The sequence below is a fragment of the Halopseudomonas litoralis genome, from assembly GCF_900105005.1.
GTDB lineage: Bacteria > Pseudomonadota > Gammaproteobacteria > Pseudomonadales > Pseudomonadaceae > Halopseudomonas > Halopseudomonas litoralis.
The window spans coordinates 1-13961 of record NZ_LT629748.1 but is presented as its reverse complement, the minus strand read 5'-3'; the positions used below and the strand labels follow the sequence as shown (position 1 = coordinate 13961).

The following is a 13961-nucleotide window of genomic DNA, read 5'->3' as shown; positions in this document are numbered from 1 at the left end:
TGATGTATTCGATGGTTAAAAACTGGCTGGGCCGAACACGGAAAGCAAGTGTTTGGATGTGGGTGCTGTTGTGCCTTGCCCTGCTCGCCGTACTCCAAGTCCGCACCCATCATCTCGATGATCGCCTGTACTTCTGGATCAAGACTCACTGGCACACCGACGATTGGCAGGAGCGTTCTGTTTGGCTGCCTGACTATCGGGTTGAGCTGGACGCTAAGCCGGTTCCTGGTGTGGACAACAACCTGTCGGGCCTGACCTTCGACCCTGATCTGAACCTGTTGTGGGCAGTTACCAACGGCCCCAACGAACTGCTGGCTCTCCGTCGTGACGGTGATGTGGAAAGGCGTTACAACCTGGATGGCTTCCACGATGTGGAAGCGGTGTCCTATGCCGGCAACGGCCAGCTGGTAATCGCCGAGGAGCGCCGGCAAAGCCTGGTTATCGTGGATGTCCCCATCGCCGAAGACGGTAAGCTTTCTCCTGATCGTTCATTGAGCCGAGACCAGTATCCAGCTCTCACCCTGGCGCTTGGCAAGGAGGACAACAAAGGGCTTGAAGGTCTCGCCTACGACCTGAAAGGCGATCGCTTGTTTGTGACCAAGGAGCGTGACCCTCGCCAATTGCTGGAAGTAAGCGGCCTTCGTGCCAGCCTGGCTGGAGGCTTTTCTCTGCACGTCCGCGACCTGTCCAGCCTGGTAAAAGACAAGGTGTTCGCGACTGACTTATCTTCGGTCGTCTTCGATCAACAGAGCGGCCATCTGATTCTGCTCAGCGACGAGTCGAAACTGCTGATTGAAATGACTGATGAAGGCAAGGTGGTGAGTTTCCGCTCCCTGGCGAGAGGTTTTGCTGGTTTGCTCAAAGGCATACCCCAGGCCGAAGGCGTAACCATCGACGATGAAGGGTATTTGTACGTGGTCAGCGAGCCGAACCTGTTCTATCGCTTTACTCGGGAGTCAGATTAACCGATCAATAAACTACTGAATCGCCCCGGGTTTCGTAGACACCTCCGTGCCTCATAATACGGCCCATTAGGAGGTGCCATGAGCAACCCGCGTTATCCCGAAGAATTCAAAATCGAAGCAGTCAAGCAGGTGACCGAGCGAGGTCTTCCGGTTGCTGAGGTAGCTGCTCGTCTGGGCATGTCGACACACAGCCTGTATGTCTGGGTAAAACGCTACAGCAAGCCCCAGGAGCAGCGAGCCCAAGAGGACGACCAGCAAGCAGAGCTACGTCGTCTGCGTGCTGAACTCAAGCGCGTGACCGAAGAGCGAGACATCCTAAAAAAGGCCGCCGCGTACTTTGCCAAGGAGTGCGGCTGAAGTACGCCTTCATCAATCAGCTATCCGCAGACTATTCGGTTCGCCGTCTGTGCCTGACTCTGAAAGTACATGCCAGCGGTTACTACGCCTGGCTGGCTGAACCGAAGTCGGCGCGGGCCAAGGATGATCAACGTCTGCTTGGTCTGATCAAGCACTCATGGCTAGAGAGCGGCGGTGTGTACGGCTACCGCAAAATTCATGACGACCTGCGTGAGCTTGGAGAGGCGTGCGGCAAGCATCGTGTTGCTCGACTGATGCGTCTGGAAGGACTGCGCTCGCAGACAGGATACCAGCGTCGACCGGGCCGTTATGGTGGCAAGCCTCCAGTGGCCTCACCGAATCATCTGGAGCGCCGATTCAATGTCACCGAACCCAACAGGGTCTGGGTCACGGACATCACCTACATCCGCACTTATGAGGGCTGGTTGTATTTGGCGGTGGTACTAGACCTGTTTTCGCGGCAGGTAATCGGTTGGTCAATGAAACCGCAGATGACCAGCGACCTCGCTATTGATGCCTTGCTGATGGCGGTTTGGCGACGCAAGCCAAAGCAGGAAGTGATGATTCACTCAGACCAGGGCAGCCAGTTCAGCAGCGGCGACTGGCAGAGTTTCCTGAAAGCCAACAACTTGCTTGGCAGCATGAGTCGACGTGGCAACTGCCATGACAACGCGGTAGCGGAAAGCTTTTTCCAGCTGCTGAAGCGGGAGCGGATCAGGCGAAAGATCTACAGCACCAGGCAGGATGCTCGCGCTGATGTGTTCGATTACATCGAGATGTTCTACAACCCAAAACGCCGGCATGGTTTCAACAACCAGCTGTCACCAGTAGAGTTTGAGAAGCGACATTTACTGAGATTGGAAAGTGTCTACGGAGTCCGGGGCGATTCACAATCGAATCAAACAGATAATGCGATAGCCAGTCATAACGCACGGTACGGTTGTAGCGTTCGATGTAGGCATTCTGTTGAGGCTTGCCCGGCTGGATAAAACTCAGACGGATGCCTCGCCTTTCAGCCCAGGTAGCCAACTTGCCGCTGATATATTCAGGGCCGTTGTCACAGCGAATGGTGGTCGGCTTGCCCCGCCACTCAATGATCTGATCCAGTGACCTGATGACCCGATCTGCGGGCAGCGACAGATCCACTTCGATACCAAGTCCTTCGCGGTTGAAGTCATCCAGCACATTGAACAGGCGGTAACTGCGCCCATCGCCAAGCTGATCATGCATGAAGTCCATTGACCAGCACTCATTGACCATGGTGGGCACAGCCAGAGGCACAGGCTTCTCGCGCATAAGCCGTTTCCTGGGCTTGATCCGTAGATTCAACTCAAGCTCCCGGTAAATGCGGTAGACGCGTTTGTGGTTCCAGCCAAAGCGCTTCACATTACGCAAATACAGGAAGCACAGCCCAAAGCCCCAGTTTCGTTGATTCTCGGTCAGACGCAGCAGCCAGTCGGCGATGAAGGCATTCTCGCCGCTCAGCTTGGCCTGGTACCGGTAGCAGGTCTCACTGATTCCGAACAGACAACAAGCCAGCCGGATACTGATCGCTTTTTCTGTGACGGCCTTTTGCGCCATCTCACGGCGGCGAGACGGCTTCACCACTTTTTTTCAATGGCTTCCTTGAGTATCTCGGCCTTGAGCCGCTCCTCGGCATACATCTTCTTCAGGCGCCGGTTCTCGTCCTCAAGCTCCTTGAGCCGGGTCATCATGGATGCATCCATGCCGCCAAACTTGGACCGCCATTTGTAAAAGGTCGCACTGCTGATGCCGTGCTCACGGCACAGCTCCGGCACCGGAACCCCGTTCTCGGCCTGCTTCAGGACGGCCAGTATCTGACTGTCGGTAAAACGTGATTTTCTCATGCAGAATCTCCCTGCGTGCAGCTTACGGAAAATTCTACTTATGAGCACCGTGGTTTTTAGGGGGGATTACCGATATGCCTTGATGCTCCTCAGAAGATCCTGATGTCTTGGGTGGGTGAGCCGCAGCCCATCATCCAGCCTAACCCTGAAATCAATGACAGTATCTCTCTTACCATTTTGGGCAATGCGAGCGCACCACATTGGGTCATCAAACTTCGAGTTGAGCCACTCGGCGCTGCGGAATAAGCCTGAGCCAGCGTCGAGAGGGCGCGTTATAAAGTCCAGTTCATGAGGTAGTTCATTGCTATCAGCCACAGACTAGACCCTCAAATTGTTGAGGACTCGCTATCCCCCTGGCCTTAACTAGACAGCTGCGGATGTATGGGTCTAGAAAATCATCAGATTCGATATGAGACTCAACCTTCGCTGCGAACTCACTCCAGTACACAGCAGTTCCCGCCGCACGTGGGCCAGCGTTCTCAACGGCCAGTTTTAGAGAGAGGAGCACGCCAAGAATCCCCTCATCAAGAGAGATGACGATTTCTGATCCTGTCGCTTCGAACGCTTGCTCAGCGGAACTAGTCAGCGGGCCAGATTCTTCAGGAAGAGCCCGAAGGGCGTGCGCTTCAAGAAACCGATCCAACTCACTCATGCTGTTAAAGTCGGTCGCATCGAGCAGGAAACGAGAATCTTTCATGGCGTGAATAATCACAGCATTTTGGAAGATTCGGACCCACCGTTCTTGGAAAAACTGCATGATGGTGGGCGGCAGATAATGATTCATGGCAACCCGTTTCGAGTTACCAAGCGACTCTGCCATCTTCTCAATGCTCAGCGAGTCGAGATAGACGAGTACGCCTGCAGTAGCCCTTATCCTGGCTAGTGACAACGCGTGGATTAGGTCCCCTAGCTCAGCGCTGTGAGCATGTACAAATGTTTTTTGCCGAAGGCTCTTGGCAAAACTAGTCTGGCTTGTAAAGACGTAAGGTTCCTGAAAACCTTGGCCGCCCGCGACAATGAACAGTCGTCGCCAACCATCATCGCCTTTCTCCTTGAGATAGCTCCTGACAGGCGTTGTGATCTGGATAAGCAGTTCTATCACCGAGGCCGCTTCCTCGCTCAGTATAACCTCCTGCTGGCTCCCCTTCCGATTCTTCTTTACTACAAGCACAGACCCTGAGTCGGTATGGACAAACCCGGTTCGCTTACCGTTTCGGTCGAATAGCTCGCATCCCAACAGAGATGCGTCGGTCAGAACGGGATGCTGCGCCACCAGCCAAATAGCGATAGGAGCAATCGCATATTTCGACGGTAATACCAGGTTCTCGGCTAAGTCCGCTGTTGAGAAAGAGGTTCCCGTTGCGCTTACCAACCGGCCGCGCATGGTTTGGTCGATAATTGTGAACCCGTTATGGGTCTCTTTTACGGTCCTAACAAGGCTGCTCATCGCCATCGCAGGCTGCCCGTATGCCCGAGAAGATATTCGAGAGCCCAGCGTTATCAAATCCCCCTTCTCGCAGGCTCGATCGATAGCATTCAGGCGGTGGGCTGTGCGATCAATCTGTCGTCGAGCCCATAGAACGACTTTGTTAAAGTCATCTTCAATCCGCTTGAATAGAAGCTCTGTCGCCTCTTTGTCAGTGACTGACAGCGGGACCTGGGTCAAGAGCTTTTGGGACACAAGGGCTTCACCATCAGCATACCGATGGTGGCCTACTTCGCGGAGGGATCGAGTGAGTTTCTTGCTTCCTTCGGGCCACACCTCACCGAGCGGTAAACACATAAGCCCGCTTCTGACCAGAACAAACTTTGCCCAACAGATGATTCTAATCCATTGGCGCTGAAGGTTTGCCAACACCCGTTCCATCGGTTGGGTCTGGCTCCGCACGGAGTAACCTTCAAAATGCCAGCGCTGGAAGGTCCAAAAGAACTGGTAAACAAACAGTGGGTCCTGGAGCACTTTACGGCTTAAAGGTTGTTTTTCTAACGGATCGCCGTCATACCAGCGCACGAAATCATCGAATCGAGAGACCACATTTGCGTAGTTACCATAGTGACTATGGGTCAAGGCGTGTCTCTGGCTTTCTTCGTGTAGGCCCCTAGTAAAAGCGGGGCCCAGAACGTCAAAAACAGCCCCCATTTTCAATCGAAATGAGCCTGCGTTTCGGTTTGCCACATGCCATCCCGTGAGCTTGGCTACACGAACGGAGTCAACTCGAATAGATTCAAATTGAACAATGCACTCCTTGACCTGGCTATCTGTAAGGTCTGAGGGTACAAAAATGTTGACATGAGTCGATTTAGACACCTCTGTGTCAATGGCCATTAATTTTGACCCACTTTTGGCCAATAGAATTGACCCACTTGCTCACCGCTAACCGGCGGTTTTCTGCTTCAAGCGGTAGCTCTCCCCTCCCAGCATAAAAATGTGTGAATGGTGGATTACACGGTCAATGATGGGCACTGCCACGTTGTCGTTATGGAAGAACTCGCCCCAGCTGGTGAAGTCCTTGTTGGTGGTCAGGATCACCGAGCGGTACTCGTACAAGTTGTTGATCAACTGGAACAGGTTATACCGGGCCTGACGGGTCATCGGCAGGTAGCCCAGCTCATCGATGATCAGCACATCGTACTTGCTCAGCTGGTTCAGTCGCTTCTTCAGCTCGCCCTTCATCTCCGCCAACTCCAGGTCCTCGACCAGTGCCAGTGCAGTGCGGAACAGCACCTTGTAGCCAGCCTGGACGGCCTTGTGGCCAATCCCAATGGCCAGGTGGGTCTTGCCCACCCCCGGTGGCCCAATGAACACCAGGTTGTCGCGGTTATCGATAAAGCTGAAGTCCAGCAAGGCACTGACCTGTCGCTTGGTGATCGTGGTCTGATGCCGGTAATCAAAGGCCTCCAGGTGCTTCTCCGAGGGGAACTGGGCCTGTTTGAGGTTGCGGCTCACACGACTACTCGAACGGGCGTTGATCTCATGCTCAACCAACGACTGGGCGAAATTCAGGTAAGACATCTCATTGGCTTCAGCCCTGGCCAGCAGGGCGGTCAGTTCACCGGCGGTCGCGCTGAGGCGAAGGCTGCGGTACTGCGCTACGGTGCTATCGAGTAGGCTCATGGGGTCACTCCGTGGCCAGTCGACTGGCCAACGTGGGCGTAAGCATTCAGATCGGCATGGCCGACGCGGCTACCCGCCTCCGGCGCATACTCGCGGTCACTGATGGCGCGTCCTCGCGCCCTGGCTTGCTGCCAGGCTTCGAGGTAGCGCCTGAGTCCGGTGGCGGTCAGCTCGCTGCGCTCGCACAACTCACCCAACAGCTTGGTATCAACCGGCGCGTGGGCCATGAGCAGATCACGCACGGCGACCAGTTGGTCCTTGTAGATACGCGGTGAGGTCCGCTTAAGCAATTGGCACAGGGCAGAGCCCAGATCATCGGAGAGGATCGCATCAATGCTGTGTTCCAGATCGGTAATGCGCTGGGTCTGGTCTCGGTAGTGGTTGTTGTTCTTGATCATCCGGCCCTTGGCCTTGCACAGGTCATGGGTGGCGATGAGCTCGCCGCTCTCCAGGTCATGGATCAGCAGCTGGTTGTCCTGTGCGCTGACACCGACACGGGCTTGCTGCCAAGCCATGGGTACCGAATACTTGTTAGCCTGCCAGGAGATCAGCCCGGTCTTGTCGACCTTGCGCGTTTCTCTTGCAGGCATCAAGTGCAGCAGGCTCTGCGGGACCAGATAGGGCTTGAGCTGGCTGCGCTCCAGCGCCTCGAAATGCTCCCGAGGATGCTGTCCGGTCGTGCCGTGCACACGCGCATTGGCTACGGTCTCAAGCCAGTCATGCAGATGCTGGTGAACGGCGTTCTCGTCCGCAAATTGCTCGCCATAGAAACAGTCACGCTTGACGTACTTGACGCCGGCCTCCACCTTGCCCTTGCTCTCCGGGTCATAGCCCTCACAGGCATGGATACGATAGCCAGCCGTGGTTGCATACTGGTGGAAGCGCTGGTTGAGCGTCAGCTCTCGATATTGCTCGCTGATCACCACCATCTTGGTCTGGTCGTAAATGCACTCCTCAGTGACGCCGCCGAAGTAACGGAATGCCTCGTCATGCATCTGGATAAAACGCTCGGTATCCAACGGACGGAAGCTCAGGCCGACATACATTAGCCGGGAACAGGACAACACAAAAACCACAAAATGCACCACGCGCTCCACGCCGCCGATCATGACGCCACGCAACTCACCGGGATCGACCTGGCACTGAACGCCCGGCACCGACTCAACGACCGGTTCGTAATAGCGGAACTGGCCGCAGGCAACCTGCTGCTTGAGCGTTTGTACATACCGGCGGATGCTCCGGTCAGATACCGCCAGATCAACGCTGCGCTCTCTCAGACGTCGGGCCAACTTGACCGCACTGAGTGCTGGAAACTGGATCAGCTGATTGATCAGATAATCACGGTGCCCGTCGAGCAGCTTGGTCCGCGAAGGGTCAGCAATGGCGACGCTGATCTGCGTTTCATCCAGGTGAAGATACTTGCGTACGGTATTCCGGGAAATCCCCAGCTCACGGCTGATGGCACGGACCGACAAACCCCGGCCCTGGTCGTACAACCCCTTGATCTTGTGAATCACAACCCACTCCTTCAATGATCTGTCCCCGGCCTGTGCATAAGGCGGGTGACGCTACATGGATCGGTGGCCAGTGCCACCATGGGTGGGTCAAAATTGTTGGCCAGAGGTGGGTCAGTTTAATTGGCCATTAACACTCTGCAAGAAGTTTGAAGAAATACAGGACAAGCCTCCGTCTGCCTGAGTGCTTTATGTCAGCGGCCAGGAAACATTTAGAGTGCAGAGCCCCATAAAAAAGGCGCTGAATGATCAGGAATGCGTTGGTACGGAGATCCAGAGCGCTTGCGATAGGGGGGTGATTGGTTAGCCACAAGAAGCATTCGAAGTAAAATAACGCCCGATTTGCGCTTCGCCGTTGGGACGGGGGCAAGCTGACAAATTGAGACTGAATCAGAGCCAGAGCGCTACCCGACAGAATCAGGAACTTGAAATCCTTTTCTTTGTGGCCCTTACCGATGATTCCTTGAGGGAAGCTGCTTGGGGGAACCTGACTCATCAAAAGATCTCACTCAGCGTGATTCTGGGGCGACCGTCCGACTTGGGATGTCACAACCCGTTGGCCATTGCAAGGGTGAATTGGCCACTCAGCCTTGCCCTATAGCAGAATCCTAGCAGACAGCTGTACGTTTATACAGCGTCAACCGCACGAAGTCTCAGCTCTTCGGCAATAGCCTCCGGACCCGTTGACACCATAATGAACAGGACCAATTCTCCTGCAAAACTACGATCGGGATTTTCGTGTCCTCACCACTTTCATGAGTCTCGGATAGCGCTTATTTGACGGCAGCGACTGTGAGAAGAGCAGCGGTAACGGTGAGTGCTGCCAGCTCACGATGGTTAGGTTGTAGGCGGTCACAGTCGTGCTCTGGTGCCAACGCAGTACGCAATCACACCCACCAACGAAGTACTTCGCTGCGGACATCCGCCGGCCATTTCCGACATCCATCATCACGCCGATAAAAAATGAAGATCACTAACAGCCAGGCGAAGCGAGCCGTTTTATTCGCCCACCTGGACTAGTTTCAGCTGTGCTCGCTCGGACACCGAATAAACCCAGCCAACGACCCCTTGTCATCATCGCGCGTCAGTCAATCCGTACACACTGCAGGCGCAGCGCATTTGAACGCGATCGGGGCCGAACTCGAGCTCATCGCTAGCGCTGCAATCATGGGCGACAGTAATAAAACCGTGAACGGGGTGAGATCATCCGCTGCGATAGAAATGCAGAGGCCGTTATATAACAAGAAGGCGAAAATCAGGAAATCCGGCGTGATATTCTCGGACCACGGCAGACGCTGGAGCGGTACGGCAGGGTTGTGAAGAATCCTAGCGAAAGCGGAGTGAATGAAAACACCTCTTCATCCAGACAAGACTCCATCCGTTGGCTCGGCGGGCGTAGCGACTGATCATCAGCTTTTGTCTGCTCAAACGCGAATCAACATCGGCCACTCCGCGCATCCATAACTCACAGTCAGGTTAAAGAGTCCTACCACGCCTCGTCATATTACAAAATTGTAATGCTGGTGCAATCTACCCGCAATTTTGAGAGGAATACGATAAAACGTTCGTTCCAAAAAGCCTCCTAAAAGAAGAAAATCATATGAATAAAAACATCAGTCGCACGTTGATTGCCTCGTCAATACTGTTTGCCGCTCACTCCGGAGCTGTATCAGCACAAGAACATATTGCATCTGGCTTCGTAGATGGAAGCAACCTATCGGTACTGAACCGAAATTTCTATTTTAATCGAGACGACCGTCATGGTCAGTTCAGTCCGAAAGGGACAGGATATTCTGAAGCATGGGCACACGGCATCACGGTTAACTTCGAGTCAGGTTATACCGAAGGGACAGTTGGTTTTGGTTTGGATGCTTTCGCGATGTTGGGTTTGAAACTCGATACTGGCGACGGACGAAACGGCGGACGCAGCACCTTTGACGTACTTCCTGTCGACTCCCAGGGCAAAGCCGAAGACGAATACACAAAGATCGGGGCGGTAGCTAAGCTGCGCGCCTTTGACACAGTAATCAAGATAGGTGACGTTTTTCCGGCTAACCCTGTTGTCCACTACGGAGATTCACGGCTACTTCCTGAAAGTTTCAGGGGCGTTACACTGGCCAATACACATGTTGAAGGATTGACCGTACAAGGCGGTCGACTCACTGGCATGAGCCAGCCAACCAGCAGCAGTATGCATGATGATTTCGCAACATTTTATGCAGGCGCGGTCGACTCTCCATGGGTGGCTTATTTCGGAGGGGATTATATCCTCAATCCCGAATTAGGGTTCAGCCTATATACAAGCCGCCTTAAAGACGCCTGGGATCAAACGTATGTTGGTATTTCCGGTGAGCTGCCAATGTCCGAACGAATTTCGCTGTTTGGTGGCATAAATTATTACGATGCCCGCGACGAGGGCAAGAAGCTACTCGGAGAGTTTAGCAACCAGATATGGAGTGCTAGAGTCGGAATTGCGACCGATGCCCACAGCATCGCGGTGTCCCACCAGCGCAACCATGGAGATGACGATTTCGATTATCTGCGGCAATCCGATGCAATCTTTCTCGATAACGCATCTCAGTATAATGATTTCAACGCACCAAAAGAGCAGTCGTGGATGTTTCGTTATGATCTGGACATGACTGAGTATGGCGTGCCGGGACTTTCATTCATGACCCGTTATGCCAAAGGAAGCGAGGCCGACTATTCAAATGCTAACGCGGTCTATATGAGACGGGATGCGGGCGGGGACCCGCTTACTGACCAGAAGCGTTGGGAGAGAGACATCGAAGCCAAGTACATAGTGCAGTCCGGAAAACTCCATGGCCTGTCTTTTAGGGTGCGCCAGGCTACTGCACGTGCAACCGCTTTTGAATCGGATCTAGATGAAGTCAGGATTATTATAGAATACCCGCTTGATATTATCTGATCTGAAACTTGATATGGGCGCCCAAGGGGCGCATTTCATTTCAATGGCCAATCGTTTTCGCGTCGCCACATTCTCCCGATGAAGATTCCACATCTAACGTAACATGATGAATGGAAAAGGTATCTTTGAGCATTTTCTTGAGATCATTCTTGATGTCCTCACTTCGGCTCATCAGCTGGTCCTCAATCACAACGTGGGCCTCGAGTGATGTCCGGTGTTCATCTATGAGCCAGATGTGCAGGTGATGAACGCCACACACCCCTGAAACGGCCAACGACCTTGATATAACCTCCTGGGGATCTATATCTTTTGGTGTGGCAGACATGAGTATGCGTATGGCGCCGCCTATTTCTGTAAATGCTTGCCACAATATATACCCAGCTATCATTAGCGTTATCAGAGGATCTATAAATACCCAGTCGTACAGAATAATCAAAGTACCTGCGATGATGACTCCAACGGACCCCAATGCATCTGACACGTTGTGTAAAAACGCCGCCCGAATATTAATACTGGACTTTGATAATGAATAGGTCAGCATGGCCGTTATCGTGTCAACCATTAAAGCGACAGCTGCGACAATGACAACAGTCCACCCCTGAACAGGCTGCGGTTCGATAAAGCGAAAGATCGCTTCGTAAACCAGGTACAGGCCGATCACGATCAAGGTGGTGTAGTTTATAAGCGCTGCAATCAACTCTGCTCGAACATATCCGAACGTCCACTCTTCGTTGGCTGGACGCCGAGCTATCCTTCTGGCGATATAGGCGATAGCCATCGAGATCGCGTCGCTCAGGTTGTGTATCGCATCGGCAACCAGTGAGAGGCTCCCTGACAATATTCCCCCCGCTATCTGCACCACGGTTAGGATAAGATTGACGGCTACGGCCCACCAAACGCGTTTATCACCAGCCTGTTCGTTATGTAGATGTTGATGTCCCACGTTGCCTCCTGTCGCTAGTGAAATCACAGTTTGTATCGGGTGATGCACCCTGCCATTTTGCCGTGGCGATCCCGACGTTATGTCGTAGCCCCTTCGACTGCCTTGTGCTTGCGATCGTTTCGATTGAGTAGTGAACACAACATGGGCAAAACGAACAACGTTAGAAGCGCCTCCCGACGAAGCCGGGAGCGCTACTCCAAAAGCCACGAACTTCATCAACGCGGCTCGTTTATCAGACGACAGTGCTATCCTCGACACCATCCTCGATCCGAATTGCCCGTCTGACATCGCTGACGAAAATGCGCCCATCACCCCGTAGCCCGGTATGGGCCACGTCTTTCAGTACCTGAACCACCTCGTCCACGTACTGGTTATGACACACCACCTCGATTTTTACGTGCTTGACGAAATCCGCCGTGCCGTCAATCGGGTTGGCCGCGCTGGTATGGGCCTTGCTCCGCCCAAAACCACGCACCTCGGAGACACTCATACCGCTGATACCGCTCACCCGGTGCAACGCCAGGGTCACTGCTTCGAGCTTGTGGTTCTTGATATAGGCTTTGATCTCTTGCATGGAGTTATCTCCTTTCAACGGGTTTCGCCGATATCAGCTGGTTTATCAGCGAACCATTGATAAAGAGCGGGAATAACCAACAGGGTAAGAATCGTAGCTGTGACCAGTCCGCCGACCACGACGGTGGCCAGAGGCCGTTGCACTTCGCTGCCGGCGCCGCTGGCGAACAAGAGCGGAAACAGCCCAAGCGCCGTTGTCACAGCAGTCATGATCACCGCTCGCAGACGTGCACACGCCGCCCGGACACTGGCTTCAGCAACGGAAACGCCATCTCTGACCAACTCATTGAGATAGCTGACAAGCACCAGACCGTTTTCCAATGCGATACCAAAAAGCGCGATGAAACCAATTGACGCAGGTACTGACAAGCTCTGCCCCGTCAACCACAAGCCAACGATACCGCCCACCAGAGCCAACGGGATGTTGAGCATGATCAGTAAAGCGTTACGCAGCGAACCAAAGTTTGCGTAAAGCATTATGAACACCAGCGCCAGAGTAATCGGCACCACGATCATCAGGCGCTTGTTGGCCTGTTGCTGAAGCTCGAACTGACCACCCCACTTGAGAAAATACCCCGGCGGCAAGTCGACCTGTTCCGCAATAGCGGCATCGGCTTCGGCAACAAAGGAGCCGATGTCCCGATCACGCACGTTGGTTTGAATGGTGATGAAACGCTGATTGTTTTCTCGGGTGATTTGCCGTGGCCCGACAACTTCTTCGATACTTGCCAGCTCCTCCAGGGGGATCCGCTGGCCGGAGGCGTTTTCGAGAATCAACTGCCGAATGACTTCCATCTCGTTTCGCGCCTCCTTTTTCAGACGCACATATATATCGAAACGACGAATACCCTCGAACACCTGTCCCGCTTCGCTACCACCGACCGCCACGCTCAACGTATCGTGAATATCACTCACATTGAGCCCGTAGCGGGCGATCGCAGCCCGGTCCAACGTAATGCGCAGTTGCGGTGTGCCACCGATCTGATCGCGTTGAACATCCTGAGCTCCACGCACTGTGCCCATCACCTGTTCGATCTCTCGTGCTTTTTCAACAAGCACATCAAGGTCATCACCAAAGAGCTTGGCTGCAAGTTCGGCCTTGGTCCCCGTCAGCAACTCATCCACAGCTGCGGCGATAGGTTGTGTGAAGTTGAACTTGGCACCGGGGAAATCTTCAAATCTCTTGCTCATTGCGGCGTAAAGACCGTCCAATGTATCCGCGCTTACCCACTCCTCCTGTGGCTTGAGAGCAACGAATATCTCGGCGTTGTTTACCGGATCGGCGTGAGCGCCAACTTCACCCCGGCCAATACGCGAGACTACCTGCGTTACCTCCGGAAAATCCTCCATCAATTGCCGTTCAAAAACAGTGATAGTGGTTTTGGCTTTCTCCAGCGAGATAGAAGGCGCCATGGTAGCGCGAATCAACAGGTCACCCTCATTCAGACGCGGCACAAATTCCGAGCCCAGACGCGGCGCTACTGCAGCGCCCACGCCAGAACGACGACCGCCAGCGCCAACGCGATCCAGCGGCGAGCAACCATTGCCTCTACCAGTGGTTTATAACCTTGAGCAGAAAGCTGATGATGTCCTTGCGTGGCTTGTCCTCACGAACCTTGGGACTCCTCATCAGGAGCGAAGCGGCTACTGGAGCGATCACTAGCGCGAAGATCAGCGATCCAAACATCGCCACCGCC

General features: G+C 53.9%; 8 protein-coding genes and 2 pseudogenes. 3 read left to right on the top strand and 7 right to left on the bottom strand.

The window, feature by feature from the left end; translation table 11 throughout:
- The first annotated feature begins 2 nt into the window (after positions 1-2).
- Entirely contained in the window at positions 3-965 is a 963-nt protein-coding gene (locus BLU11_RS00060; protein ID WP_090271461.1) for an SdiA-regulated domain-containing protein, read from the top strand.
- Positions 966-1043: 78 nt separating this feature from the next.
- Positions 1044-2191, top strand: a pseudogene (locus BLU11_RS00055) (IS3 family transposase); the annotation flags it as partial.
- 22 nt (positions 2192-2213) lie between these two features.
- Here the strand turns inward: BLU11_RS00055 and BLU11_RS00050 are convergent.
- The 4 genes and pseudogenes from BLU11_RS00050 to istA form a co-directional block, all read right to left on the bottom strand.
- A pseudogene (locus BLU11_RS00050) lies at positions 2214-3190 on the bottom strand (IS3 family transposase); the annotation flags it as partial.
- Between the two features lie 307 nt (positions 3191-3497).
- Entirely contained in the window at positions 3498-5258 is a 1761-nt protein-coding gene (locus BLU11_RS00045) for a hypothetical protein (RefSeq protein WP_157718469.1), read from the bottom strand.
- Positions 5259-5564: 306 nt separating this feature from the next.
- Positions 5565-6305, bottom strand: a complete 741-nt coding sequence (gene istB / locus BLU11_RS00040; protein ID WP_090271457.1) for an IS21-like element helper ATPase IstB — start codon at positions 6303-6305, stop codon at positions 5565-5567.
- Positions 6302-7822 (bottom strand): IS21 family transposase, encoded by a 1521-nt coding sequence (gene istA / locus BLU11_RS00035; protein ID WP_090271454.1) that lies wholly within the window; start codon positions 7820-7822, stop codon positions 6302-6304. The genes istB and istA overlap by 4 nt, the downstream gene beginning before the upstream one ends.
- 1597 nt (positions 7823-9419) lie before the next feature.
- Between istA and BLU11_RS00020 the strand changes: the two genes are divergently transcribed.
- Complete coding sequence (locus BLU11_RS00020) at positions 9420-10748, top strand: OprD family porin (protein ID WP_090271446.1); 1329 nt, start codon at positions 9420-9422, stop codon at positions 10746-10748.
- 40 nt (positions 10749-10788) lie between these two features.
- Here BLU11_RS00020 and BLU11_RS00015 read toward each other — a convergent pair whose 3' ends face one another.
- The 3 genes from BLU11_RS00015 to BLU11_RS00005 all read right to left on the bottom strand — a co-directional run bounded on the left by BLU11_RS00015 (position 10789) and on the right by BLU11_RS00005 (position 13758).
- Complete coding sequence (locus tag BLU11_RS00015; protein WP_197674232.1) at positions 10789-11691, bottom strand: cation diffusion facilitator family transporter; 903 nt, start codon at positions 11689-11691, stop codon at positions 10789-10791.
- Between the two features lie 232 nt (positions 11692-11923).
- Positions 11924-12265, bottom strand: coding sequence for a P-II family nitrogen regulator (locus BLU11_RS00010; RefSeq protein WP_090271440.1), 342 nt, complete (start codon positions 12263-12265; stop codon positions 11924-11926).
- A gap of 14 nt (positions 12266-12279) precedes the next feature.
- The gene (locus tag BLU11_RS00005) at positions 12280-13758 is read right to left on the bottom strand and encodes an efflux RND transporter permease subunit (RefSeq protein ID WP_197674231.1); all 1479 of its coding nucleotides are present in this window, start codon (positions 13756-13758) and stop codon (positions 12280-12282) included.
- Positions 13759-13961: the final 203 nt, after the last annotated feature.

Coding starts and splice junctions, on each gene's coding strand:
- BLU11_RS00060 (WP_090271461.1), top strand. CDS start 3: ATGTATTCGATGGTTAAAAACTGGCTGGGCCGAACACGGAAAGCAAGT.
- istB (WP_090271457.1), bottom strand. CDS start 6,305: ATGAGCCTACTCGATAGCACCGTAGCGCAGTACCGCAGCCTTCGCCTC.
- BLU11_RS00020 (WP_090271446.1), top strand. CDS start 9,420: ATGAATAAAAACATCAGTCGCACGTTGATTGCCTCGTCAATACTGTTT.
- BLU11_RS00010 (WP_090271440.1), bottom strand. CDS start 12,265: ATGCAAGAGATCAAAGCCTATATCAAGAACCACAAGCTCGAAGCAGTG.